Annotated in this window: 24 protein-coding genes and 1 pseudogene; 17 read left to right on the top strand and 8 right to left on the bottom strand. The window is 70.1% G+C overall.

The genetic code is table 11. From position 1 onward, the window contains the following. Positions 1-2 precede the first annotated feature (2 nt). The 11 genes from MO1_RS12665 (at position 3) to MO1_RS12615 (ending at position 9,491) form a co-directional block, all read left to right on the top strand. Positions 3-902: a TIGR03943 family putative permease subunit gene (locus tag MO1_RS12665; RefSeq protein ID WP_060916210.1), complete on the top strand. Its 900-nt coding sequence runs from the start codon at positions 3-5 to the stop codon at positions 900-902. Then, positions 892-2,280 carry a hypothetical protein gene (locus tag MO1_RS12660; RefSeq protein WP_255209273.1) on the top strand — a complete coding sequence of 463 codons (1,389 nt, stop codon included), beginning with the start codon at positions 892-894 and terminating at the stop codon, positions 2,278-2,280. Before MO1_RS12665 ends, MO1_RS12660 begins: the two co-directional genes overlap by 11 nt. After that, positions 2,277-2,942 carry a DNA-3-methyladenine glycosylase gene (locus MO1_RS12655; RefSeq protein WP_235186096.1) on the top strand — a complete coding sequence of 222 codons (666 nt, stop codon included), beginning with the start codon at positions 2,277-2,279 and terminating at the stop codon, positions 2,940-2,942. The genes MO1_RS12660 and MO1_RS12655 overlap by 4 nt, the downstream gene beginning before the upstream one ends. A 181-nt stretch (positions 2,943-3,123) precedes the next feature. Beyond that, entirely contained in the window at positions 3,124-3,756 is a 633-nt protein-coding gene (locus MO1_RS12650) for a HEAT repeat domain-containing protein (RefSeq protein WP_036311730.1), read from the top strand. Positions 3,757-3,928: 172 nt separating this feature from the next. Further along, positions 3,929-4,165 carry a 50S ribosomal protein L28 gene (gene rpmB / locus MO1_RS12645; protein WP_036311509.1) on the top strand — a complete coding sequence of 79 codons (237 nt, stop codon included), beginning with the start codon at positions 3,929-3,931 and terminating at the stop codon, positions 4,163-4,165. Then, positions 4,165-4,335, top strand: coding sequence for a 50S ribosomal protein L33 (rpmG, locus tag MO1_RS12640; protein ID WP_005051772.1), 171 nt, complete (start codon positions 4,165-4,167; stop codon positions 4,333-4,335). Before rpmB ends, rpmG begins: the two co-directional genes overlap by 1 nt. A 4-nt stretch (positions 4,336-4,339) precedes the next feature. Next, positions 4,340-4,645: a 30S ribosomal protein S14 gene (rpsN, locus tag MO1_RS12635; RefSeq protein ID WP_018187657.1), complete on the top strand. Its 306-nt coding sequence runs from the start codon at positions 4,340-4,342 to the stop codon at positions 4,643-4,645. Between the two features lie 90 nt (positions 4,646-4,735). Then, positions 4,736-5,767 carry an alpha/beta hydrolase gene (locus MO1_RS12630; RefSeq protein WP_060916208.1) on the top strand — a complete coding sequence of 344 codons (1,032 nt, stop codon included), beginning with the start codon at positions 4,736-4,738 and terminating at the stop codon, positions 5,765-5,767. Positions 5,768-5,886: 119 nt separating this feature from the next. After that, entirely contained in the window at positions 5,887-6,831 is a 945-nt protein-coding gene (gene pip, locus MO1_RS12625; protein WP_157526435.1) for a prolyl aminopeptidase, read from the top strand. 307 nt (positions 6,832-7,138) lie between these two features. Beyond that, positions 7,139-7,417 carry an HU family DNA-binding protein gene (locus tag MO1_RS12620; protein ID WP_018187642.1) on the top strand — a complete coding sequence of 93 codons (279 nt, stop codon included), beginning with the start codon at positions 7,139-7,141 and terminating at the stop codon, positions 7,415-7,417. An 82-nt stretch (positions 7,418-7,499) separates the two neighbouring features. After that, positions 7,500-9,491, top strand: a complete 1,992-nt coding sequence (locus MO1_RS12615) for a bifunctional copper resistance protein CopD/cytochrome c oxidase assembly protein (protein ID WP_060916206.1) — start codon at positions 7,500-7,502, stop codon at positions 9,489-9,491. A 6-nt stretch (positions 9,492-9,497) separates the two neighbouring features. Here the strand turns inward: MO1_RS12615 and MO1_RS12610 are convergent, their stop codons facing one another. Beyond that, a complete protein-coding gene (locus MO1_RS12610) occupies positions 9,498-10,610 on the bottom strand; it encodes a hypothetical protein (RefSeq protein ID WP_060916205.1) in 1,113 nt (370 codons plus the stop codon). Between the two features lie 35 nt (positions 10,611-10,645). On the opposite strand from MO1_RS12610, the gene MO1_RS12605 reads away from it, so the two are divergent. From MO1_RS12605 to MO1_RS12595, 3 genes are all read left to right on the top strand, one after another. After that, positions 10,646-12,040: an ATP-dependent DNA helicase gene (locus MO1_RS12605; RefSeq protein ID WP_060916204.1), complete on the top strand. Its 1,395-nt coding sequence runs from the start codon at positions 10,646-10,648 to the stop codon at positions 12,038-12,040. 92 nt (positions 12,041-12,132) lie between these two features. Then, positions 12,133-13,386, top strand: coding sequence for a serine hydrolase domain-containing protein (locus MO1_RS12600; RefSeq protein ID WP_255209272.1), 1,254 nt, complete (start codon positions 12,133-12,135; stop codon positions 13,384-13,386). After that, complete coding sequence (locus MO1_RS12595; RefSeq protein WP_036311526.1) at positions 13,383-14,258, top strand: EamA family transporter; 876 nt, start codon at positions 13,383-13,385, stop codon at positions 14,256-14,258. Before MO1_RS12600 ends, MO1_RS12595 begins: the two co-directional genes overlap by 4 nt. A 6-nt stretch (positions 14,259-14,264) precedes the next feature. On the opposite strand, the gene MO1_RS12590 is transcribed toward MO1_RS12595, so the two are convergent. The 7 genes from MO1_RS12590 to MO1_RS12560 all read right to left on the bottom strand — a co-directional run bounded on the left by MO1_RS12590 (position 14,265) and on the right by MO1_RS12560 (position 21,735). Then, positions 14,265-14,960 (bottom strand): sirohydrochlorin chelatase, encoded by a 696-nt coding sequence (locus MO1_RS12590; protein WP_036311528.1) that lies wholly within the window; start codon positions 14,958-14,960, stop codon positions 14,265-14,267. Beyond that, positions 14,957-16,111 (bottom strand): uroporphyrinogen-III synthase, encoded by a 1,155-nt coding sequence (locus MO1_RS12585; RefSeq protein ID WP_036311533.1) that lies wholly within the window; start codon positions 16,109-16,111, stop codon positions 14,957-14,959. Before MO1_RS12585 ends, MO1_RS12590 begins: the two co-directional genes overlap by 4 nt. Next, complete coding sequence (gene cobA / locus MO1_RS12580) at positions 16,108-17,346, bottom strand: uroporphyrinogen-III C-methyltransferase (protein WP_235186111.1); 1,239 nt, start codon at positions 17,344-17,346, stop codon at positions 16,108-16,110. Before cobA ends, MO1_RS12585 begins: the two co-directional genes overlap by 4 nt. Positions 17,347-17,351: 5 nt before the next feature. Then, entirely contained in the window at positions 17,352-17,729 is a 378-nt protein-coding gene (gene nirD, locus MO1_RS12575) for a nitrite reductase small subunit NirD (protein WP_036311540.1), read from the bottom strand. After that, positions 17,726-20,302 (bottom strand): nitrite reductase large subunit NirB, encoded by a 2,577-nt coding sequence (nirB, locus tag MO1_RS12570; RefSeq protein WP_174520587.1) that lies wholly within the window; start codon positions 20,300-20,302, stop codon positions 17,726-17,728. Before nirB ends, nirD begins: the two co-directional genes overlap by 4 nt. 77 nt (positions 20,303-20,379) lie before the next feature. After that, positions 20,380-21,255 carry a formate/nitrite transporter family protein gene (locus MO1_RS12565; protein ID WP_036311547.1) on the bottom strand — a complete coding sequence of 292 codons (876 nt, stop codon included), beginning with the start codon at positions 21,253-21,255 and terminating at the stop codon, positions 20,380-20,382. Positions 21,256-21,396: 141 nt separating this feature from the next. Beyond that, complete coding sequence (locus MO1_RS12560) at positions 21,397-21,735, bottom strand: hypothetical protein (RefSeq protein WP_036311550.1); 339 nt, start codon at positions 21,733-21,735, stop codon at positions 21,397-21,399. A 131-nt stretch (positions 21,736-21,866) separates the two neighbouring features. Between MO1_RS12560 and MO1_RS12555 the strand changes: the two genes are divergently transcribed. The 3 genes and pseudogenes from MO1_RS12555 (at position 21,867) to MO1_RS12545 (ending at position 25,150) form a co-directional block, all read left to right on the top strand. Then, positions 21,867-22,397: a MarR family winged helix-turn-helix transcriptional regulator gene (locus MO1_RS12555; protein ID WP_082724421.1), complete on the top strand. Its 531-nt coding sequence runs from the start codon at positions 21,867-21,869 to the stop codon at positions 22,395-22,397. 79 nt (positions 22,398-22,476) lie between these two features. Further along, the gene (locus MO1_RS12550; protein ID WP_060916202.1) at positions 22,477-22,836 is read left to right on the top strand and encodes a hypothetical protein; all 360 of its coding nucleotides are present in this window, start codon (positions 22,477-22,479) and stop codon (positions 22,834-22,836) included. Between the two features lie 54 nt (positions 22,837-22,890). After that, positions 22,891-25,150: pseudogene (locus tag MO1_RS12545) on the top strand (family 78 glycoside hydrolase catalytic domain). Positions 25,151-25,190 lie beyond the last annotated feature (40 nt).

Below are 25,190 nucleotides of genomic sequence, written 5' to 3'. Positions count from 1 at the left end.
CCGTGTGGTTCCGGATGCTGGGCGTCGGGGCCGTGGCATCCATCGCCGCCCTGACCATCGCCCTCGCGCTGACCGACCGGCTGAGCCTCTACATCAACCCGGAGTCGTCGTGGTTCGCGGTGTCGATGGCCGTTCTCGCGCTCGTCGGCTCGGTCCTGAGCTTTCTGCTGCCGCTGGGCGCGGCGGAGGACCACGGCCACGATCACGGCGATGCCCCGGCACCCGCCGCGCCGGGGATTCGGAGATCCTCTGCGGATTCGGACCCGAGCGCCACTTTCGATCCGAATCCGGCGCACATCTCCGAATCCGCCGCGGATGCCGCCGGCTCGCGCCGCTCGCAACGAGAGCACGCGCACTCCCGCACCGAAGACCACGACCCCCACCATCACGCGCCGCGGAGCCCGCGTCAGCTCGTCGGCACCGCCGCGACCATCGCGGGCGGTGTGCTCGCCCTCGGCGTCGCCGGGACCATGCTCGTCGTGCCGCCGGCGACCCTCTCGGCGGAGCTCGCGGCCTCGCGCACGACCGGAGCAGCACCGCTCTTCCAAGGCTCCGACACGGTCGCACTCGCCATCACGGGCGACACCGCCTCGTTCGGGATCGGCGACTGGGCGAGCGTGTTCGCCACGGCCACCGACCCCGAACTCTTCGACGGCACCGAGATCTCGCTGACGGGCTTCGTCGCACCCGGCAAGGGCGGGTTCGACCTGACGCGGCTCATCATCACGCACTGCGTCATCGACGCGCAGCCCGCGAGCTTGCCCATCGCGGCCGACGACGTTCCGAGCAACGGCCAGTGGGTCACCGTGACGGGGACGATCCGCGACGTGAACGGCCAGCTCGAGGTCAAGGCAGCCTCGGTGAAGCCCGTCGCCCAGCCCAAGGACCCGTATGAGTTCTGACGGGCGGCGGGCCCAACGCCAACGGCGGAAGGCGCGCGGCTTCTCGGTGCGCGTGCTCGCGGTGGTGGCGGTGCTGGGCGTGGTGGCGCTCGCGGGCGGTGTCGTGACGACGCTGCAGGGACCGCGCGTCACTTCCGTGCAGTCCGATGTCGCGGCGGCTGTCAGCTCGTCCGGCTCCCGGCTCATCTTGGAGACGACGCAGTCGCTGAAGAAGGTGGATGCCGCACAGGTCACCGTCACGCCGGCGGCGAAGTTCACCGTCGATACTTCGGGGCGCAGCGTCGGCATCCGCTTCACCGATCCGCTGTGGGACCAGACGACCTACTCGATCCGCATCGACCGGCTGGCGGGTCTCGGCGGGGGGCCGACCTCGACGGTCGAGGAGTCGTTCTCGACGCCGAAGCTCCACTCGTACGTCCTGGAGCGGAGTTCCGGCGGCGACAAGATCTACCGAGTCGGTCTCGACGGCGACAACGAGCCCGTCTTCGAGAACGAGCACATCGAGGACTTCCGTGCGACGGCGGCGCACCTCGTGGTCTCGACGCTCAAGGACGGCGTCTCGCACTTGATCGTCACCCGCACCGATGGGTCGGGACCGCAGGAGCTCGCTCTGCCCGGCAAGGGTGTCGTGACGAACCTGCAGAGCGCGGAGCGCGGCAACACGATCGGCTACACCTTCACGGATGCCGACATCTCGGCATCCGGTGGTCGTGAGAGTCTCCTCTTCACCGGGTCGACGGCCGATCCGGCCGCGAAGCCCGCCGAGATCAAGGTGACCGGCGCGGACCCGCGCGTCGAGGACTGGCGTTTCGTGCCCGGGACCGACACCATCCTCATGCTGACCTTCGACGGTGCGCTGAGCCTCGTCTCGTCGGCGGGCGCCCCTCCCGTCGAGCTCGGGAACGCCGCGGGCATCGACGACATCTCGGGCACGACCGCGTACATCGAGCGCATCGACGGGCCGGCGGTCATCGACCTCGCCTCGGCGAAGGAGAAGGCCCCGCCGCCGACTCCCGCGGAGCTCGGCCAGACCGGATCGGTCCTGGCGCTGTCCGACGGGTCGACGCTCCGCGCCCTCACCCCGTTCGACGGGATGACGCCTCTCGCGACGGCCGTCACGCGGGTGGATGCCGCCGGCACGACGAGCGTCGTCGCGCAGGTCGACCCGGCGGACGGCCTCCTGCAGACGTGCGTGTCGCCGAGCGGTCGGTACGCCGCCCTCGTCGTCGCGCCCGACGTCGTCGACAACCCCTACGACGGGTACACGCTGCCCCTGCCGAAGAAGCTCGAAACCCGGATCTACGGGCTCGACGGGAAGCAGATCACGACCATCGACGGCTTCGACGTGGCGTGGTGTCGGAAGGCGCCGTCATTGTGACCGCGCCCCGTCCGGCGACGCGGGAGGCGCTGGCCGGCCTGCCCGCCGAGGTGGCGCCGACGCTGCTGGGCGGTGAGCTGCGGGTGACGACCACGGACGGCGTCGTCGCCGTCCGGATCACCGAGGTCGAGGCCTATCACGGGCAGGGCACGGGCCCCCTGGCCGACCCCGGTTCGCACGCGCGGATGGGGCAGACCGCCCGCAACGCGACGATGTGGGGCGAGCCCGGGCATCTGTACGTGTACTTGAGCCACGGCATCCACTCGTGCGTCAACGTCGTGTGCGGTCCCGAGGGCGTGGCGGGCGGAATCCTGCTGCGCGGCGGCGAGATCGTCGAAGGTGCGGATGCCGCGCACATCCGCCGGCCCGCCGCGCGCACCGCGCGCGACCTGGCCCGCGGACCGGGACGCCTCGGCGAAGCGGTGGGGCTCCGGCATCCCGTCCACGACGGCATCGATGCGATCACGGGGGAGGAGCGGGCGGGCGCGAGTGCGCGGCTGTTTCTGCCCGCGGAGCCGCTGGCCGAGATAGCGACAGGGCCCCGCGTCGGCGTAGCGGGGGTCGCCGGGACGGATGCCTTCCCGTGGCGCTTCTGGATCCCGGGCGACCCGACGGTATCGGCTTTCCGCTGGGGCCGCGGCGCGCAGGACGCCGCCGGCTGAGGTCGCGTGCGCGCGGAGATCTGCGTGCGCGCGGGGATCTGCGTGCGCGCGGGGATGGCGGGCGCATTCGTCCGCGGGAGCGCCGATATCCGCTCGGGCGCCGGCTCGGGAACACCCGCACGGGCCCTGACGTTGCCGAAGATGTGGGATGCCGCATCCCCCCTGACCCCGTGAGGTGACCGTGACCGAGACTTCTGCCGCAGACCGCCTCGAGGCGGCGCTCACCTCGCTCGACCCATCGTCGCGCGTGCAGGCGGCGATGACGGCCGGCACCTACCCGCAGCCGGAGTACGTCCCGGTGCTCGTCGCCCAGTGCCGCATCGAGCCGCAGTTCCTCGTCCGCGAGATGCTGACGTGGGCGCTGACCCGCCACGACGCCGACGAGGTCCTCGACCAGCTCATCGCTGAACTCCGCTCCCGCGGGGCGCAGATCCGCGCGCAGGCGCTGCACACGATGTCGAAGATCGGTGGACCGCGCGTCTGGCCCGCGATCACGAGCGAACTGCTGACGGATGCCGACGACTCCGTCGCGCGCGTTGCGTGGCGCACCGCAGCTCGGCACGTGCCGGCAGGCGAGGCATCCGCTCTCGCGACGACCCTGGCGACGCAGTTCGCGCGCGGCGAGGACGACACCCGGCGGAGCCTGAGCGAGGCCTTCGCGACGATCGGCGAGCCCGGCCGTCCGCAGGTCGAGTGGGCGCTCGCGACGGGCGGTCCGTACACGCGGGCGCACGCAGCGGTGACCGCGCGCCTCATGGACGACCCCGAGGCGACCTACGACGAGGTCGTGGCGGCAGTGTCGGATGCCGGCTGAGTCAAGCCGACACGCCCGGCCGTGCTAGACTGACTCTTCGTCTGCGCGCACTCCAGCACGCAGTTCGCATCCCGCTCTCAGAAGACGGCCTACAGCCGTGTCCGGGCGCGGGGTGCAGACAAGGGATCTTGGGTGGCACCGTCCGGTGTCACGGTACTAAGGAGAAATCACTATGGCAGCAGTGTGCCAGGTGACTGGAGCTGTTCCCGGCTTCGGTCACAACATCTCGCACTCGCACCGCCGGACGAAGCGCCGCTTCGACCCGAACGTGCAGAAGAAGACCTACTTCGTCGCTTCGCTTGGTCGCAAGATCACGCTGAACGTCTCGGCTAAGGGCATCAAGGTCATCGACGCCCGTGGCATCGAGTCGGTCGTGAAGGACCTCCTTGCGAAGGGTGTGAAGCTCTAATGGCCAAGAAGGCTCAGGACGTACGTCCGATCATCAAGCTGCGCTCGACCGCCGGCACGGGGTACACCTACGTGACGCGCAAGAACCGCCGCAACAACCCCGACCGCATCGTGCTCAAGAAGTACGACCCGGTGATCCGCAAGCACGTCGAATTCCGAGAGGAGCGCTGATCGCATGGCGAAGAAGAGCAAGATCGCGCGCAACAACCAGCGCGAGGTCATCGTCGCCCGTTACGCCGAGAAGCGTGCCGAGCTGAAGAAGACCCTCGTGGACCCGAACGCGACCGACGAGGCCCGCGAGGCCGCTCGTGTCGGCCTGCAGAAGCTTCCCCGCAACGCGTCGCCGGTTCGCCTGCGCAACCGCGACGCCATCGACGGACGCCCCCGCGGCCACCTGTCGAAGTTCGGCATCTCGCGTGTCCGCTTCCGCGAGATGGCACACCGTGGCGAGCTGCCCGGCGTGACCAAGTCGAGCTGGTAAGCACTCAGCACTCGTGCGAAGCCCCCGTCCTCGGACGGGGGCTTCGTCGTTCCCGGCGGGGATACGCTCGAACCGACGAGGGGGAGGCCCATGCCGCTGGATCCGTTCTTCCGTGAGCGTCTGCGGACGCACCGCCGCTACCTGGCGAAGAAGGCGTGGCAGGACCTCACCGCGCGGTTCCGCCCCGAGAAGCCGGCAGCCACGGCATCGGCCTCGGCTTCGGGGAAGAAGGCGCTGACACCGCGCGAGCGCCACCGCCGAGCGGCGCTCAACTGGGACCGCATGGAGCTGCGCACAGCCGGCATCCCGGGTCCCGACATGGAGACCACCGACGTCACGGTGCCGGTCGACGGCCATCCCGACGTCCGCCTTCGCATCTACCGTCCCGCGACCGCGCCGATACCCGCCCCCGCGTGCCTCGTGATCGGTGGCGGAGCGTTCCGCATCGGCGGCATCGACTACCCGACGGCAGATGCCTCCTGCCGCCGTCGCGCCGACCGCTCAGGCGTCGTGCTGGTCGCCGTGGGCTACTCGCTCGCGCCCGAGCACCGGTACCCGACGCAGATCGAGCAGGCGCACGCCGCGTGGGTATGGCTCCACGCGCACGCCGCCGAGCTCGGCATCGATCCGGATCGGATCGGCCTCAACGGTGCGTCGGCGGGGGGATGCCTCGCGGCATCCCTCACCCTCCTCAACCGCGATCGCGGTACGCGACAGGCGACCCTGCAGATTCTCGAGGTGCCCGTCACCGACCTCACCGGGCGGTGGATCGACCTGCGCGCGACGTACGCCCTCGGCATCCCGGCCCTCGTCGCGCTGCGGGAGCTCCGCTCCGTCGCCCGCACGTACCTCGGCGACCGGAGTCGCGCGCACGAGCAGTACGCGTCGCCCATGCGCGCCGCCTCGCACGCGGGCTTGCCGCCGGCGGTGGTCTTGACGGCCGAGTACGACCCGCTCCGCCGCGACGGCGCGACCTATGCCAAAAAGCTCCGAGAGGCGGGCGTCGACGCGAGCGCCACGCGCTACCTCGGTGTGACCCACGACACCCCGATCTACGTCGGCGCGCTTCCCGCGGCCCGCCGCTGGGAGGACGAGGTCGTCGCCGCCCTCCGCCGGCTCTGACCCACGTCGTAGATTCGGAGATGTGCCTCCGATTCGGATGAGCAACCGGTGCCGCATCCGAATCCGGCTCTGATCTCCGAATCCGGCGCACGGATGCCGCGCCGCACCCGGCTGGTAGCGTGCCCCGCGTGCATCCCCCGATCGAGCCCCACGCGTCCGGAATGTTGGACCGCCCCCACGGCGCCCGCCTCCACTGGGAGGTGTCCGGATCCGACGCGGGTCGCGGCGCGCTGTACCTCCACGGCGGGCCCGGCGGCGGCCTCGGGCCGGGCGGCTACCGGCGCGTGTTCGACCCCGAGCGGTACCGGATCGTCGGGTTCGACCAGCGCGGATGCGGCGCCAGCACCCCCTGGGCGATCGACGACCTCGAGCACCTCGACACCAACACGACCGGTGCGCTCATCGCCGACATCGAGGCGCTCCGTGAGCACCTCGGCATCGACCGCTGGCTCGTCTACGGCGTCTCGTGGGGATCGACCCTCGCCCTCGCGTACGCGCAGGCGCACCCCGAGCGGGTGACCGAGGTCATCCTCCTCGCCGTCACCTCGGGAGCCAGCGACGAGATCGACTGGATCACCGAGGGTGTCGGCCGCATCTTCCCCGAGGCGTGGGCGGAGCTCGCCGCGCTGGTCCCGCCGGGGGAGCGGGTGGTCGAGGCCTACGCGCGGATGCTGCGCGACCCCGATCCGGCAGTCCGCGCCCGGGCCGCGGACGCGTGGGACGCCTGGGAGTCCGCGCACATCGCGCTCTCGCCCTGGGCAGGTCCCGGCCCCCTCCACGACGACGAGCGGATGCGGGCGAACTTCGCCACCCTCGTCACCCACTACTGGTCACAGGACTGCTTCCTCGACGCGCCCATCCTCGAGCGGATGGACCGGCTCGTCGGCATCCCGGGCGTCCTCATCCACGGCCGGCTCGACGTCAGCGGCCCTGCCGTCACCCCGTGGCGCCTGCACCGCGCCTGGCCGGGGAGCGAGCTGCACATCCTCGAGGACGAGGGGCACGGCGGTCCCGGCGCCGTCGCGATCGCCTCGGCGGCGGCCGATCGCTTCGCCCGTGGCTGAGCCCGTTCTCCGGACGGATGGTCTCCGGACAGCCCGACCCGGTGCCGCGCACGGGGTTCATCCGGAGAACGGGCGGCGAAAGCAACCCCCTCCGCGGAATTACGCGGAATCCGGCCGAAAGGGCCTCATCTGCCCCAAAAGTCACTCGAGACACGCGACACGCCGGTGGATTACGGCTCAGGTGGCCGAAGATCCGCGGAAAAACGCGGTTCGTGGGTATATTCGGGACCGGTCGCAACGACCAACCGACGGTCATCCCGTCGGTCCGAGTAACTGAAGACGGCGATCCGCCGTCTGGAGGAGCACCATGGCCATCACCAAGACCGAACTCGTCGCCAGCATCGCCAGCGCCACCGGCGAAAGCCAGGCCACCGTCTCGCGCGTCGTCGACGGCCTGTTCGCGTCCGTGTCCGAGGCTGTCGCCAAGGGCGAGAAGGTCTCGATCCCGGGCTGGATCGCGTTCGAGCAGGTTGAGACCTCCGCTCGCACCGGCCGCAACCCGCAGACGGGTGCCGAGATCAACATCCCCGCCGGCAAGCGCGTCAAGGTCAGCGCCGGCTCGAAGCTGAAGGCTGCCGTCAAGTAAGACGCTGCAGTCGTACGAAGGGGGATGCCGCGAGGCATCCCCCTTCGGCGTTCCCCCACCTGCCCGCGCGTAGGCTGAAGGGGTGAATCCGCGCGCTCTCCGCTTCGCCGGGCCGGCGATCCTCGCGGGCGCCGGTCTCGTCGCCCTGCTCCTGGGACTGGCCTACGGCGGGGGAGCGAAACCCCTCGTGATCGGCGACCCCGGTCCCGTCGTCCGGTGGGTCCTGCCGGTCGCCGAACTCACGGTGAACCTGTCGGCGGCTCTGCTCGTCGGCTCGCTCGTCCTGGCGCTGTTCGCGCTCGCGTCCGGGTCGAAGGAATTCGATCTTGCACTGGATGCCGCATCCGCCGGCGCCGCGATCCTCACCGTCTCCGCGGGCACCACGGCGTACCTCACCTTCCTCAAAGTCCTGAACGCGCAACCGAGTGCCGACGCCGCGTTCGGCGAACAGCTCGGGCGTTTCCTCGTCGACACCGACCCCGGCCGCGCCTGGCTCATGACGACCGTTGCGGGCGCCGCGCTCACCGTCCTCGCCTTCGCCGTACGCGGGTGGCTGGCGACCCTTTTCGTGGCGATCCTCGCCATCGCCGCGATGGTGCCGATGGCGACCGCCGGTCACACCGGCAGCGAGGCCAACCACAACATCGCGGTCACGTCGCTCGCGCTCCACATCATCGCCGCGGCTGCGTGGCTGGGCGGCCTCCTGCTCATGATCCTGCTGCGGCCGCTCCTCGACCGCGGCAAGGTCGCGAACGTCCTGCAGAGGTACTCCAGCATCGCGCTCGCCGCCTTCGTCGTCGTGACCCTGTCGGGCATCGCGCGGGCGGCCGTCGGCATCCTGACGTTCCAGAACCTCTTCTCGGCGTACGGCGCTCTCCTCATGGTGAAGGTCGTCGCCCTTCTGGCGATGGGAGTGCTCGGTGCCGTCTATCGCCGTCGCCTGATCGCGGGCATCCGTGAGACCGCCGTCTCGGCCCGGTTCTGGACCCTCGTCGCCGTCGAGGTCGTGTTCATGGGCATCGCCTCGGGCGCGGCTGTCGCCCTTTCGCTGACGCCACCTCCCGTCGACACCACACTCCCGCTCGACCGGACACCGGCCGAGGTGCTGACAGGGTCCGCTCTGCCGCCCGAACTGACCCTCGACCGCTTCGTCACCTCGTGGGACATCGATCTCATCTGGGCGTTCGCCGTCGGGTTCGGCCTGTTCTTCTACTTCGCCGGCGTCCGCCGCCTCGTTCGACGCGGCGACGCATGGCCCGTCGGGCGGACGATCTTCTGGGGCATCGGTCTCGCGCTGCTGTTCTACGTCACCTGCGGACCGGTGAACGCGTACCAGGACTACCTGTTCAGCATGCACATGGTGGGCCACATGCTGCTCTCGATGGCGATTCCGATGTGCCTCGTCTTCGGCGCTCCCGTGACGCTCGCGTCGCGCGCGATCCGCAAGCGCGACGACGGTACGCGCGGGGGCCGGGAGTGGATTCTCTGGGCAGTGCACAGCCCTTACGCGAAGATCATCACGCACCCGCTCGTCGCAGCAGCACTGTTCATCGTGTCGCTCTGGGCGTTCTACTACACCGACCTCTTCCGCTGGACGCTCTACGAGCACCTCGGCCACGAGTGGATGGTGGTGCATTTCCTCACCGTCGGGTACCTCTTCGTGCTGTCGCTCGTCGGCATCGACCCGGTGCCGTACCGTCTGCCGCACGCCGGCCGCCTGCTGACCCTCATCGGCGTCATGGCGATGCACGCCTTCTTCGGCATTGCGATCATGATGTCGTCGGGACTGTTCGTCGCAGAGTGGTTCGGGTCGATGGGTCGCGAGTGGGGTCTCGATCCCCTCTCCGACCAGTACACCGGCGGCGGCATCGCGTGGTCCATCGGTGAGATCCCGACGCTCATCCTCGCGATCGTCGTGGCCGTGCAGTGGAACCGTTCCGACGAGCGCAGTCAGCGCAGCGGCGACCGTCAGGCCGATCGCAGTGGCGACGCGGAACTCGAGGCGTACAACGCGCGGTTGGCCGAGATCGCCGCCCGTGACGAACGGGATGCCGAGCGCCACGCAGCGCGCTGAATCCGATCAGTCTGCGGCCGAGACCGCGATCGACGCGGTTCCGTCGGGCAGGATCGTGATCTTGCCCGTGAGGAAGAACGGCACCAGCTCGGTCACGTTGTAGACCGATCCGTCGAAGATCGACCGGATCTGCACCTCGATCTTCGCGACGGCCTGCGTGCGGGTGATCGCCCAGCCGGCGCCGTCGGGTTCGAGGGTGACGACAGGGTTCTCTTCGATCTTCCAGTTCGGCGGCTCGACGATGCGGTTGCGCACGTAGTAGCCGAAGGGGCATCCCGTCGGCTGCAGCACCTTCTGCGTCGCGCACTGCGCCAGGAAGCCATCGACCTGCTTCTGCACGACCCCGATGAACTTGTCCGTCGGCTCGGCTTGGAACGAAACGGGGATCTCGGCAAGCGGGGTGTCCGAGAGTACGGCGACCCCGGGACTCGTGGTCGCGGCGGTGTCGACCTTGATCGAGTACAGCCCCGGAGAAAAGGCCAGCATCGGGATCGGGTCGAGCGGATCGGCCTCGTTGCCGTCGGGGGACACTTGACGCTTGTCGACCGAGAAGCCGTTCACCTCGAACTGCATCGATCCCTTGACGGCGAGCTCGATGACGGCGAGCGGGCTCTTCGCGAAACGCCAGCGGGGAAGGATCCCGTCGTCCTGCGCGTCGCGCTCCACCTGGAACGAGGTCGCGCCGGCGTGACCGCCGACGCGATACGTCACCGTCACAGTGGTCGTGCCGTCGGCATCCGTCTTCTCCGACACCGGCTCGACGTCGGACAGGGGCGTCAGGGTGCTGCTGCGGAGGAGGGCTCCGCTCGCGTCCTCCGGCAGGTCGGCGGCGGCGAGGGTCTTCGACGACGCCGACACCCCGGGGACGAGGAGCGCGTCGGTCGCGCGGCCGTCGGCGAGCAGGTGCAGGTAGTCCAGGACGAACGCGGTCGGGCTGTAGAGCTGGCGGTAGAGCACCGCGGAGGTCGCACCGATCGCACCGACGAGGAGGATGCCGACCACACTCAGCGCCGCCAGATCGGCCGCGAGCTTCCGTCGGCGCCGCGGACCGGCGACGGTCGCGGTGCGGGTGCGCGCGACAGGGGCTTCTGCCGTCACATCGCCCCCATCGTGTTCCACACGCTCAGTCTAGGAAAGCTCGGCTGGTAGCTAGCATGGTTCCGGTGACCCTGCCGCCCCTGTCTCCCGAACAGGACGCGCTCTTCCGTCTCATCGAAGACACCCGCGAGCACGTGTTCGTGACCGGTCGCGCGGGAACCGGCAAGTCCACTCTCCTGCAGCACCTCTCCTGGAACACCGAGAAGCAGATCGCCGTCTGCGCACCCACGGGAGTCGCGGCGCTCAACGTCGAGGGCCAGACGATCCACTCGCTGTTCAAGCTTCCGATCGGACTGATCGCCGACAGCGAGATCGAGCAGACCGAGGCGACGCGCAAGATCCTCAATGCGATCGACACGCTCATCATCGACGAGGTCTCGATGGTGAACGCCGACGTGATGGATGCCATCGACCGCTCGCTCCGCCAGGCCCGTCGCAAGCGCGCCGAGGCATTCGGCGGCGTGCAGGTCGTCATGTTCGGCGACCCGTACCAGCTCTCGCCCGTCCCGCCCCGCGGCGACGAGCTGCGCTACATCCAGGACCACTACCGCTCGTTCTGGTTCTTCGACGCGCAGGTGTGGTCGGGTCCCCGAGCAGATGCCGGTGCCATCCGCTCCGACGGGCTGCTCGATCTCGGCCGCGTCGGCGCTCCGCTGCACATCGCCGAGCTCCGCAACATCCACCGGCAGTCCGACGATTCGTTCAAGACGATGCTCAACGCGGTGCGCCACGGGATCGTGACCGCCGACATCGCGGAGGCGCTGAACACCGCCGGCGCGCGGAAACCGCCCGAGCCGGCCGTCGGCGAGGTGCCGATCATCACCCTTGCGACCCGCAATGACATCGTGTCGAGAATCAACCAGCGTCACCTCGACGCGCTTCCCGGGCCCGCTCAGACGGCGCGAGCGGAGATCAGCGGTGACTTCGGTCGCGGCGACGCCTCATATCCCGCCGATCAGGAGCTGCAGCTCAAGGTCGGCGCCCAGGTCATGTTCCTCCGCAACGACATCGGCGGGTTCGGCGGCGACGGTCCGCGCTGGGTGAACGGCTCGATCGGGACCGTATGCCGCATCGCCGGGGGGACCGTGCGCGTCGAGCTCGACGGCGAGGAGCACGACGTCGAGCCGACCGTGTGGGAGAAGTTCCGCTACGCGTACGATCCGGCCACCCGCAAGCTGACCCGCGAGATCGTCGCGGAGTACACGCAGTTCCCGCTGCGACTGGCGTGGGCGGTCACGATCCACAAGTCGCAGGGCAAGACCTACGACCGCGCGATCATCGACCTCGGCCACGGTGCCTTCGCGCCGGGGCAGACGTACGTCGCGCTGTCGCGGCTGACGACGCTCGACGGGCTGTACCTTTCGCGGCCTCTCCGGCCCGCCGACATCCTGGTCGACCGTGACGTGCGGCGTTTCATGGCCGGGGTGCGGGCCGCGCAGAACGCCGGATGAGCCGCCGGATCCGTCACCCGCGCCGTGGGTGACGGGGAGGTGCGAACCGGTGTGTTGTAATCGTTGAAACGGAAGACGGGGGTGATCTGCGCGTGGCAGGACGGGTGTCCAGACGAGTGGTCGCTGCAGTGACGGCGCTCGGCCTCGCGATGGGTCTCGGTGCGTGTGCGCCCGAGCCTGAGAAGATCAACATCGGCGTCGATCAGGTCGACGGGTCGCTCCCGTCCGATATGACGAAGCAGATGCAGGCCCTCACCGAGAAGGCCATGACCTCGATCGGCGCCAGCGGCGCGATCGTCTCGGTCTCGGTCCCGTGGTCGGGCGAGTGGGTCGCAGGAGTCGGGACTTCTGGTGCCGGCGGACCGAAGGTCGACCCCTCCATGACGTTCAAAGCGGTCAACGTCACGCGTCCGATGACGTGCGATCTGCTCTACGCCCTGGTCGACAAGGGCACGGTGAAGCTCGACGACAGCGTCACCGAGTGGCTCGATGCCTATCCGGGCCAGAGCAAGGTCACCCTCGGCCAGCTCTGCGACAGCACGAGCGGCCTCCACAGCTACCTTGGTTCGGTCTTCTCCCGAGTTCGCGCGACGCCCGAGCGCGTGTGGAACCCGCGGGAACTCGTCGCCTATGGCATCGGGCAGCCGGCGGCCTTCGAGCCCGGAGCGCGGTACGGCGATTCCGACACCGGCTACGTCCTGCTCGGACTGGTGCTCGAGCGAGCCGCCGGAAAGCCGCTTGCCGAGCTGTACGACGAGTACGTCTTCGACCCCCTCGACATGACCTCCAGCACGTACCCTGCGGGGGTTGGCGGGGGCGACCGACTCAAGGGCTCCTACCTCGTCACGGGCAAGAACAAGAAGCCCGATTGCAGCGCGCCGACCGACATGACCGACCTCACCTCGAGCATCGGGGCGGCATCGGCGGGAGTCGTCTCCGACGTCTCGGACCTGTCGACCTATGTCCGGTCGCTGGCCGTCGGCGCGCGACCGTATGACACCGACAAGCGCTTCGAGAACCCGCGACCCGTGAACGGCGAGCAGCCGACCTGGTTCACGACGGGCGGTGGCACGTTCCAGGCCGGCAGCCTCATCGGCCAGTACGGCTCGCTGCCCGGATACATGGTCGCCGCCTTCGCCGATCGTGAGACGGGCATGTCGGTCGTCGTCGTGCTGAACGACTCGCGCGCCTCTGCGAACGTCGCCCGCCTCCTGGCGTGGCAGCTCGCGGCGCTGGCATCGAAGGCACCGGCCGCCGACGGGCGTACGGCTCCCGAGATCGGCCTCCCCTGGACCGCTGACAGCCTCAGCTCGCAGCTCGACGGCTACGCCATCTGCGGCGAGTGACCGCCCGCAGCACGTCGACGACGGCCACCGGCCTGGTCGTCGTCGGTCTCTGCTGCCAGGAGGTGGGTGCCTCCCTCGCCGTCATCCTCTTCCCCGAGGTCGGCCCGCTCGGCATGGTGATGCTGCGGCTCGTGTTCTCGGCGATCGTCCTGGGCCTCATCGCCCGCCCGTCGTGGCGGGGGCACCGTCGTGCCTCGTGGGTCGGCGTCGTGCAGCTCGGCGTCGCGCTCGCCGTCATGAACGGGTTCTTCTACCTCGCGCTCGAGAGGCTCCCCCTCGGGGTGACAGTCACGATCGAGGTGCTCGGACCGCTCACCCTCTCGATCATCGCGAGCAAGCGGGCCTCGGCCTGGCTCTGGGCGGGCCTCGCACTCGTCGGCGTCGTCGCGCTGGGCGGCGGCGGCCTCGACCGGCTGGACCTCCTGGGCGTCCTCTTCGCGCTCGGTGCCGCGGTCAGCTGGGCGTTCTACATCCTCGCGTCGGCCAAGGTGGGAGCGGCCTTCCCGAAGCTCGATGGGCTCGCCTTCGCCATGGCGGTCGGCGCGGTCATCGCCCTGCCCTTCGGAATCGCCAACGCGGGGGCGGCGCTCCTGCGGATCGACCTCGTCGCGCTCGGCGCCGCCGTCGCGCTGCTGTCGTCGACCATTCCCTACGCACTCGAGCTCATCGCGCTCCGACGCCTTCCTGCGGCGGTCTTCGGGATTCTCATGGCACTCGCCCCGGCGACGGCTGCGCTCGCCGGATTCCTGCTGCTCGGGCAACACCTCACCGTCGTGGAGCTCTTCGGCATCGCCCTCGTCATCGTCGCGTCGATCGGTGCCGTCCGCACCGCGGGCCGTCGAGCCGACGAGGTTGCCGAGCCGGTCGGCTGACCGGGCTCAGGCTGCGCGGGCGACGCTCGCCACGGCATTCAGGTAGCGCTCGACGACGACCGCCGCGACCGCGTCGTCCGGAGCCAGCGGAGCGGTCACGAGGTCGGCGCCGGACCGCCCGATGACATCCGCGAAGAATCCCGGCGCGAGGACGTAACTTGCGGCCACGACCCGCCTCGCCCCGTTCGCTCGCGCGATCGCCACCGCCTCGCCGATGCGGACTCCCGCGCCCGCGGCGAAGCCGACCGACACCGGCGCCGCGATGCGGTCCTGCAGCACGCCGGCCATCCCGGCGACGTCGACGGATGCCGCTGGGTCGCTCGACCCCGCAGCGGCGAGCACCACCGCGTCACCCGGAGCGAGTCCGGCGTCGTGCAGGCGGGCCGCGAGCAGGTCGGCCAGGAGGGGATGCGGGCCGAGGGCGACGGTCGCGGTCGCGCGGGGCCCTGCATCCGTCACCGCTCGGGCGATGTCGACCTTCGTGTGGAATCCGGTCGACAGAAGGAGCGGCACGATGACGGTCGGCCGCGGCGAGGTCGACCGCACGACGTCGTCGATCTCGGGTTGTTGCACGTCGACGAAGGCCTCATGGACGGCGACGTGGGGGAGGAGGTGACGGACCTTCTCGACGACGGCCGAGATGGCGGCGCGGCCGTCGAGCGAACTGGTGCCGTGCGAGCAGGCGATGAGGACGGGGGTCACGCGGATCCTTCCGGAAAGGTCACGTCGAGGCGGTAGCCGCGCTTCACGACGGTGCGGATGAGGGTGGGGATGCCGAGGGCTTCGCGCGTGCGTGCGATCGCCACGTCGACGGCGTGGGCACCGTCACCGGTGGATGCTCCGGAGCGGGGGAGGACCGCGGCGAGCTCGGTGCGGCCGACGACACCCCCACCCGCGGCGAACAGGGTCGCGAGAATGGCGGCCGACGTCCGCGACAGGGGCAGGAGGGTGCCGTCGAGCACGGCCGCGCCGCTGCGGAGCTCGAGGCGCCCGGCCGTGGTGTCGAGCGCGGGGGCACCGCCGCCGCCGAAGTGGGTGACGACGGCGCGGACGAGCGATCCCAGCCGACCGCGCTCGGCGATGAGGGGTGTCGCCCCGGCGTCGACGAGCGGTCCTGCCGTGATCGGTCCGACGGCGGCGAGGAGGAGGCTTCCCGCGACCGAGCGGCGGACGATTTCGTCGAGCGCGCCCTCGCGCCGCGCAGTGGCGAGCCACCCGGCGGCACCGGGCGCGGAGGTGAACAGGACGGCGTCGACGTCGCCGTGCGCCGTTTGGGCGACCGAGCGGGCGACGGCTGCGGCATCCGGCGGCGGGCCCCACCGGTAGACGGTCAGACTGACGACGTCGGCGCCGGCGGAGCTGAACAGCTCGTCGAGCCCATCCGATCCGGAGCCGTGGTGCTGCACGGCGACGCGGCGACCGGCGACGCCCTCGGCGAGAAGGAAGGCGCCGAGCTCTTCCGACGTCTCGGATTCGGCGACCCAGTCGGCGGTGAGGCCCGCCTGCTGGATCGCGCCGCGCGCCTTGGGGCCGCGAGCGACGATCTGAGCCCCCTCGAGCGCATCGTGCAGTGCGCCCTGGAGTCCTGCTTCATCGGCAGCTTCCATCCAGCCGCGGAAACCGACACCCGTCGTCGCCACCACGATGTCCGGCGGATCGTCGATGAGCTCCCGCGTCGCCGTGATTAGAGCCTCGTCGTCGATGTGCGACACGATCGTCAGAGCCGGGGCGTGTCGTACGGTCGCGCCGTGCCGCTCCAGCGCCGACGCGAGCTCGGCGGACCGACGATCGACGGCGATGACGATCGTGCAGCCGCCGAGCGCGGCGGAGAGGGCGGGGCGGGCGGTGGTCACCGGAAGGGATCGCCTCCTCCCACAGGGGCGGCTGCCGCTGTCGCTGCAGGCAGGAGCAGTCCCGCGGCGGCGACGTCCCCCACCACGATGACGGCGGGGTTGCTCACTCCGGCGGTCGCGGCATCCTTCACCGCGGCGGCGAGGGTCGTCCGGGTCGTCCGCTGCGTGGGCGTGTGCCCCCGCTCGACGATCGCCACCGGGCGGTGCGCGGGCGCGCCGGCCGCGAGAGCGGCCGCGACGAGCTTCGGGAGCGCGGCGACGCCCATAAGGACGACGGTCGTGATCGTGTCGTCCGCGAGGGCGGCGCGCGTGGCCGCGGTGATCGGACCCTGACCGATGGTGACGTGAAGGCCCGCGGCGGTGCCGCGGTGGGTGACGGGGATGCCGGCGGCCTGGGGAACTGAGACGACGCTCGTCAGTCCTGGCACGACCTCGACGGGTACACCCGCGGCGAGGCACGCGGCGACCTCTTCGCCGCCCCGGCCGAAGACGAATGGGTCGCCGCCTTTCAGGCGGACGACGCGTTTGCCGGCATGGGCGTGCGCGATGAGCAGGGCGTTGATCTCCTCCTGCGGCACGGGGTGATGGCCCGGCGCCTTGCCGACATCGATGACTTCGACGTCGGGGTCGAGCTCGCTCAGCACATCGGTGGGCCCGAGGCGATCGGCGATGACGACATCTGCCTCGGCGAGCAACCGCCGACCGCGGACGGTCATGAGGTCGGCGGGGCCGGGGCCGCCGCCGACGAGGTCGACGCGTCCGGCCGCCTTCCGTCGACGGCGGAGGGGCAGCATCCCGTCGCGGAGAGCCGCCCCGATCGCGTCGCGCAACCGGGCAGACCGACGCGGGTCTACTCCGGCGTCAGAGGCGACGCCGACGATGACGTCGCCCGAGCGGGTTTCCGCCGTCAGCCGGGCGGTGCCGTGAGCCCCGTCGGACGCGTTGACGCAGAACACGCGAGCTGACTCGCACCACGCGGCGACGGCCGCGTCGACGGATGCCTGCGCGGTCGCCGCGTGGACGAACCAGGCATCCGCCACATCGGCCTCGCGGGCCGTGCGGGCGACCCAGGCTACGTGCCCGGCGTCGACGTGCGCGCGCATCGCGGCGCCGAGCTCGGGGGCGACGACGGTGACGAGGGCGCCCTCGTCGAGGAAGCGTCCCACGCGCCGGGCGGCGACAGCGCCACCGCCGACGAAGACGACGCGCCGGCCGGTGATGGAGAGTCCGATCATGGTGGTCACGGCTGCTCCTCCCGGATGCAGACGATCCTGTCGGCGACGGCCGCAGGCCAGACGCGCAGGGCCTTCGCTTCCTTGCCGTTCGTCTCGAGGCACGCGCCCGTGCGGAGGTCGAAGACTTGCTTGTACATCGGCGACGCGACCGTCGGGACGTCGCCCCGCGTCCCGACGATGCCGCGCGAGATGACGTGGGCGCCGCTGTACGGGTCGAGGTTCTGCACCGCGTGGACGCGTCCGGTGTGCGTGACGAAGAGGGCGATCTGGACGTCACCGAGAAGTGCTGCGCGCCCTCGCTCCACCTCGAGGTCTGCCAGGGCGCACACCGCGGTCCAGCCGACGGGGATGAGCGCATCCGTCTCGGGGGTCAGGATCGTCATCGCCGCACCTCCAGGGTGGTGCCGGCGATGAGCACGCCCGCCTCGCGGTCCTCGGCGGTCGCGGGGCGGGCCTGGCCGCGCTCCGCCGTATAGGCAAGAGAGGGATCGGGCGTAGTGGGAGCGTTGACGAACGAGGCGAACCGGAGAAGCTTCTCGGGGTCGTCGAGGGTCGCCTTCCACTCGTCCTCGTAGGTGTCGAGGTGGCGTGCCATGGCGGCATCCAGGTCGGCGCAGATTCCGAGGGAGTCGTCGAAGACCACGCGGCGCAGTTCGTCGATGCCGCCTTCGAGGTCTTCGAACCAGGGAGCGGTGCGCTGCAACCGGTCGGCGGTGAAGACGTAGTACATGAGGAACCGGTCGATCGCCTGCAGAAGGCCGGCGTCGTCGAGGCCTTCGGCCAGCAGAACCGCGTGGCGCGGCGTGAACCCGCCGTTCCCGCCGACGTACATGTTCCAGCCCGCCTCGGTCGCGATGACACCCACGTCCTTGCCCCGCGCCTCCGCACATTCGCGCGCACAGCCCGAGACGCCGAGCTTGATCTTGTGCGGCGAGCGGAGCCCCCGGTAGCGGAGCTCGAGCTGCACGGCCATACCGACCGCGTCCTGCACGCCGTAGCGGCACCAGGTCGAGCCGACGCACGACTTCACCGTGCGGAGCGACTTGCCGTATGCGTGGCCGGACTCGAAGCCGGCGTCGACGAGGCGCTGCCAGATCTCGGGCAGCTGCTCGAGGCGGGCGCCGAACATGTCGATCCGCTGGCCGCCGGTGATCTTCGTGTAGAGCCCGAAGTCTTGCGCGACCTGGCCGATCACGAGGAGCCCCTCGGGGGTGATCTCGCCGCCCGGGATGCGTGGAACGACGGAGTAGCTGCCGTCCTTCTGCATGTTCGCCATGACGTGGTCGTTCGTGTCCTGCAGCGTCGCGTTCTCGCCGTCGAGCACGTGACGCCCGGTGAGCGTCGACAGGATGCTGGCGAGCACGGGCTTGCAGATGTCGCAGCCGCGGCCGGTGCCGAAGCGCTCGATGACCGTGCTGAAGGTCGACAGTCCCGAGACGCGGACGGCGTCGAAGAGCTGGCGCCGCGACATCGCGAAGTGCTCGCAGAGGGAGCTGCTGAGGGCGGCACCGGTCTTCGCGAGCTCGCTGCCGAGGAGCTTCGTGATCATCCCGACGCACGACCCGCACGCGGCCCCCGCCTTGGTACACGCCTTGATGCCCTTCACGTCGGTGCAGTTCTCGTCGTGCACGGCCGACCGGATGCCGCCGGCCGTCACGCTGTTGCAGGAGCACACGAGCGCCTCGTCGGGCAGCTCGCCCGTCGGGGCGGCGACACCGTCCTGCGGCATGAGGTATGCGACAGGGTCGCCGCCCAGGGTGCCGCCGACGAGGGGACGGAGCGATCCGTACGCCGACGCGTCTCCGACGAGGATGCCGCCGAGCAGCGTCTTCGCGTCGTCCGAGAGGACGAGCTTCTTGTAGACCCCGGCGATCGGGTCGGCGTAGACGACGTCGAGAGCGCCGGGCGTCTCGGCGAACGCGTCGCCGAAGCTCGCGACATCGACACCCGAGAGCTTGAGTTTGGTCGATACGTCGAAGCCGGCGAAGGATGCCTCGAGGCCCAAGAGGCGAGCCGCCGCGACCTCCGCCATGGCGTAGCCGGGCGCGACGAGTCCGACACACTGACCGTCGAAGCTCGCCACTTCGCCGATCGCGAGGATCTGCGGATCGGACGTGTCGCACGCGGCGTCGATGACGACCCCGCCGCGCGGGTCGACGGTCAACCCGGCCGACCGGGCGAGCTCGTCGCGGGGACGCACGCCGACGGTGAAGACGACCACGTCGGTCTTCTCCCACGACCCGTCCCGGAACTCGAGGCCCACAACCTGACCGCTCCGGTCGGCGTCGAGTCGGGTGGTGAGCGAGGAGGTCCGCACGCCGATGCCGCGCTCCTCGATCAGACGCCGAAGCGCGTCGCCCGCGGGCAGGTCGAGCTGAGCCGACATGAGGCGGTCCGACGATTGGATGACCGTGCAGTCGACGTCGAGCCCCTGCAGGGCGCCCGCCGCCTCGAGCCCGAGGAGCCCCCCGCCGATCACCGTCCCCACGAGCCGCCGGCCGAGCTCGGCTGAGCGTCGCTCGACGAAAGCCTCGAGGGCCTCGACGTCCTCGATCGTGCGGTACACGAAGCATCCGTCGTGGTCGTAGCCGTCGACGGCGAGCCGCGCGGCGTACGAGCCGGTGGCGAGGACCAGCCGGTCGTACGCGATGCGCTCGTCGCGGTCGGTCACGACCTCGGCGGCGTCGCGGTCGATGCGGGTGACGGTCACGCCGCGGTGGAAGCGCACCCGGTCGTCCGCGAGCGGCGACGCGTCGAGGGCGAGGTCGTCGGCGGACGCCCCCGCGAAGAAGGAGGTGAGACCGACCCGGTCGTACGGATACCGCGGCTCCTCACCGATCACGGTGACCCGCCACGCGTCGTCGGTGCGGCTCAGCAGGCTCTCGACGAAGCGATGGGCGACCATCCCGGCTCCCACCACGACCACATGGGGCGGGGTGGGGCCGGTGGAGCTCATGTCGCGAACGTAGGCGGGTGACGTTGCGTGGGCGGTCCCGCCGTGTTGCGGGCTCTTTACGATGCGGGCCACGGTGATCACCGAGCGGCGACGGGCGCGTCCGTGGACGCGGTGCGTGCCGCAGCCGTCTCGCGGCGCGAAGGGCGGAGCCGACGGGGTGCAGCCGGGCGCCCGTATGTGACGTACAGCGGCAGTCCGACGAACAGGAGCCCGCCGACGAGGTTGCCGACGACCGTCGGGATCTCGTTCCACATCAGGTAGTCGCCGATCGTGAAGTCGCCGCCGAGGAGGAGACCCGACGGGAACAGGAACATGTTCACGATCGAGTGCTCGAAGCCCATGAAGAAGAAGAGCGTGATCGGCATCCACATGGCGACGATCTTGCCGATGACGTCTTTCGAGACCATCGCGAGCACGACGCCGGTGGCGACCATCGCGTTGCAGAGCACGGCGCGGACGAAGAGCGTCAGCATCCCGTTTGCCCCGTGCTCGGCGTAGCCGACGGTGCGTCCCTCGCCGATGTGGCCGATCGCCTGGCCCACCTCGTTCGGCGGGGTGGAGAACCCGTTCGTGAAGACGATGGCCATGAGGACGGCGATCGCGAAGGCCCCGATGAAGTTGCCGAGGAACACGAGTCCCCAGTTACGGAGGATGCCGCCGAGCGTGACGCCCGGGCGCTTGTCGAGCCACGCGAGTGGCGCCAGGACGAAGACGCCCGTGAGCAGGTCGTAGCCGAGCAGGTAGAGCATGATGAACCCGATCGGGAACAGCAGGGCGCCCAGCAGCGGGCTGCCGGTGGTGACGCTGATCGTCACGGCGAAGGCGGCGGCGAGTGTGAGAATCGCCCCGCCCATGATCGAGCGGATGAGGGTGTCGCGGGTCGAGAGCATGACCTTCGACGCGCCGGCGTCGATCACGGTCTGGACGAGCTCGGTGGGCTTGACGTAGGTCATCGCAGTGCCTTTCAGTCGTGGAGCCGGGTGTGAGGCTCGACGCTAAAGGGCGGGTGTTTCCCCGACCGCACGGGGATCGACTGCTTTGGTTACCTCTTCCTCTCTTCGAGGGAAGGCGCGATGTGAGAAGGGTGCCGGGCGTTACTCGTCGGACTCGTCGTGACCCACCGAGCGACCCTCGAGGTAGGCGCAGAGTTCGGCCGCCACGGCCAGCTCTGCGGCCATGCCGTGGAGCTGGTGGCTGTTGAGCATCGTGGTGTCGGGCTGCGGTTCGAACGTCACGCGCCACGACGAGTCGCCGATCGAGACGGGCTCCATCGAGATCGACACGGTGGCGTTCTCCAGCGGGACGATGACGAGGCCGGTGTCGGAGCCGTCGGAGCCGTCCTGCACGATGACCTTGATGCGCTCGCCGGCTCCGCGTGCGTCGTGGAAATCCGACACCCAGCTCTCGAGTGTCTCTTTACTGCGGAACGGCATCGGGACTCCTCTGGGGATCGGCGCGAGGGTATCGGATCCGCGGACACGGGGCTACGGGCAGGTCGGCACCCTCTCTCATCCCCTATTCTCGACGAGATCGCCGCAATCGGCGTCATCAGCGGGGAGTGGATGTGGCGGACGCCGACGCGATAACCAGTGACGGCACGTCGGAACCGGTGGGGTACTGGTATGACGAGGCGCCCGGCCATCGTGAGCGGGCTCGCCGGGTGCTCGAGGCCCTCCGCACCTACCGTGCCGCCGAGTCGGCCATGCGGCGCCGAACGCGCGACTCGATGTCGATGGGCGAGAACGAGATGCTTGCGCTCCGCTTCCTGCTCCGCCAGCCCGACCACGCCGCTCGACCCGCCGAACTCGTCAAGTATCTCGGCGTGACGTCGGCGTCGATCACGACGATGCTCGACCGCCTCGAGAAGGCGGGACGCGTGCAGCGCGTCGCGAATCCGACGGACCGCCGCAGCATCTTCGTGAAGGCGACCTCGCATGCCGACGACGAAGTGCGCGAGACACTCGGCCGCATGCACGGCCTCATGTACGACGTCGCGGCGGGCATGACGCCCGAAGCGCAGGAGCACGTCGTCGACTTCCTGCGTCGGATGTCGGATGCCGTCGACGATGTCGCCCCGGTCGTCGCTGACGTCTGACCCGGCACCCGCCGTACCTGGCTCGAGGCGGTAGCGCAACTACTCCGCCGAAACGAGTGGGACGTTCCATAGTGGTCGTATGAGATGCATCACCTACGCCGGCGAGACCGTGGTCACGTCCGATGACGTGGCGGAGGCTCTCATCACCCTGACAGCCGCCATCGCGGAACGTGGGCGGGCGGACGCGATCACCATCCCCATCGTCTTCGAAAAGAACGGCGAGATCGGCGAGGCATCCCTCGTCATCGGAGTGGGTAATGACGTCCTGTCCGTCGCCACGGATTGGGAGGGGCCCGAGCCCGACTTCGCCTTCGCGGCGGCGCAGCTGCGTCACCACCCGCTCTTCCCCCGCGAGGACGGCGCCTCCGGCGACATCGCCTACGACGTCGAGCCCGAGACGTTCTGGGATCCCGACCTCGACGGGTTCGGACCGCGCTGAGTCGTGTCCCCCTAGGCTGAAGCGCGATTTCAGTCTGAGCGAAGGGGCTCCCTCATGTCGGTAACGACGTCACCCTTGACGGATGCGGCCTTCCTGACCGCTGATGCCGAGAGTGGGGTCGCCCTCCGGTTCACCTTCTCGACTCCGCTCTTTGCACCCCGGGATGAGGTCGCGTCTGCGACTCTCTGGGCCTCGGCGCGAGGCGTATACGAGGCTGAGGTCGATGGGGTGCCAGCGACGGAGTCGGTGCTCAACCCCGGCTGGACCGCCTACGAGTGGCGGCTGACATACCAGTCGTTCGACGTGACTTCCACGATCCGTGCGGCGAGCGGTGACCTGCGGCTCGCGCTGGTGCTGGGCAACGGATGGTGGCGGGGACAGCTGGGCTTCGGCGAGGCGCTCGCCGATTACGGCGACGAGATCGCGGTCGCGGCGACGTTGGAGATCGTCTCCCGCGACGGAACGGTGCAGCGGATCTCGACATCGGATGCCTGGCACGCCGCGGCATCCGACGTCACCCGGAACTCGCTCTACGGAGGGCAGACCATCGACGCCCGCCTGCGCGAGGGTGCTCCGTCGCTCGCCGTTCGCGAGTGCGACGTCGACCGCACCGCGCTCGCGCCGCAAACGTCGCCGCGGGTCCTGCGGCACGAGGCGCTCCCGGCCCAGCGGATCTGGCGCTCACCGGCGGGTCGTGTTCTCGTGGACTTCGGGCAGAACCTCGTGGGCTGGCTCCGGTTTCGGGTGCAGGGCGCCCGCGGGAACGTCATCCGCATCCGTCACGCAGAGGTCCTCGAGGACGGCGAGCTGGGCGTCCGGCCGCTCCGCAACGCGGAGGCGACCGATGAGTTCGTTCTCTCGGGTGGGGTCGACGCGTTCGAGCCCACCTTCACGTTCCACGGTTTCCGCTACGCCGAGGTCGACGGGTGGCCCGGCGAGCTCTGCTCGGGAGACCTCGAGGCCGTCGTGGTCCATTCGGAGATGGCGCGGACGGGACGATTCGCGTGCTCCCAGCCGCTCGTCACGCAGCTCGTCGAGAACTCCGTCTGGAGTCAGCGCGGCAACTTCCTGAGTGTCCCGACCGACTGCCCGCAGCGTGATGAGCGCCTGGGGTGGACCGGCGACATCGCAGCTTTCGCGGCATCCGCAGCGTTCGCGTTCGACTCCGCCGACTTCCTCGACAGCTGGCTGAACGACCTGCTGCTCGAGACCGAGCACGCTCCCGACGGCGCCGTGCCCTTCGTCATCCCCGCGATCTTGAAGTACGCGAACTTCCCCGCCGACATGATGAGCGGCTGGTCGGGTCCGACGGCGGTCTGGGGCGATGCGGCAGTGTGGGTGCCGCAGGCCCTCTGGTACGCGTACGGCGACCTCGACCGCCTCGCCGCTCATTACCCCGCGATGGTGCTCCACCTCTCCTCGGTCGAACCGCTCATCTCGGAACGGGGGCTGTGGGAGCACGGCAACCAGTTCGGCGACTGGCTCGATCCCGACGCGCCGCCGGAGGACCCGGCAGCGGCCAAAGCCGATCCGGCCGTCGTGGCCACCGCGTGTCTCTACCGGTCAGCCTCGTTCGCCGCCGACGCTGCAGCGGCGTTGGGCAAGGAAACCGACGCCGCACGCTGGCGCGCCCTCGCCGACCGCACGCGCACGGCCTTCATCCGCCACTACGTCACCGAGGCCGGCATTGTCGCCTCGGATTGCGCCACGGTCTATGCGCTGGCGATCGCGTTCGACGTCCTCACCGGCGACGTGCGGCGGTTGGCTGCCGATCGTCTCGCTCAGATCGTGCGCGACTCCGGCTATCGGGTGACCACCGGATTCGCCGGTACGCCGTACGTCACGTGGGCGCTGTCCGAGACCGGGCACCTCGACGAGGCCTACCGGCTGCTCCTCGAACGGGAGTGCCCGTCCTGGCTGTACCCGATCACGATGGGCGCCACGACCGTGTGGGAGCGATGGGACTCGATGCTGCCCGACGGGTCGATCAACCCGGGCGGGATGACGAGCTTCAACCATTACGCGCTCGGCGCCGTCGTCGACTGGGTCTACCAGGTCGTCGGAGGGCTCCGCCCTGCGGCACCGGGGTATGAGCGGATCCGCATCGAGCCGCGCCCGGGGCCGGGAATCGAGTGGGCCGAGACCTCGCTCGAGACGCGACAGGGGTACGTGAGCGTCGCCTGGCGAGTCGAGGCGGGGGGGGCTCACCCTCGACGTCGCCCTCCCCGACGGCGTTCCAGCTGACATCGTGCTGCCCGACGGTCGAGTGGTCGAGGTCCACGGCGGCGGTCACATCTTCACGAGCACCGTCTGACGCGGGGTCGGCTCAGACGAGACTCATCACCTGGCGGGCG

The sequence above is a fragment of the Microbacterium oleivorans NBRC 103075 genome, from assembly GCF_001552475.1.
Classification (GTDB): Bacteria; Actinomycetota; Actinomycetes; order Actinomycetales; family Microbacteriaceae; genus Microbacterium; species Microbacterium oleivorans.
Note: the sequence above shows the minus strand (reverse complement) of the source record. Positions and strands in the feature narration are given on the sequence as shown.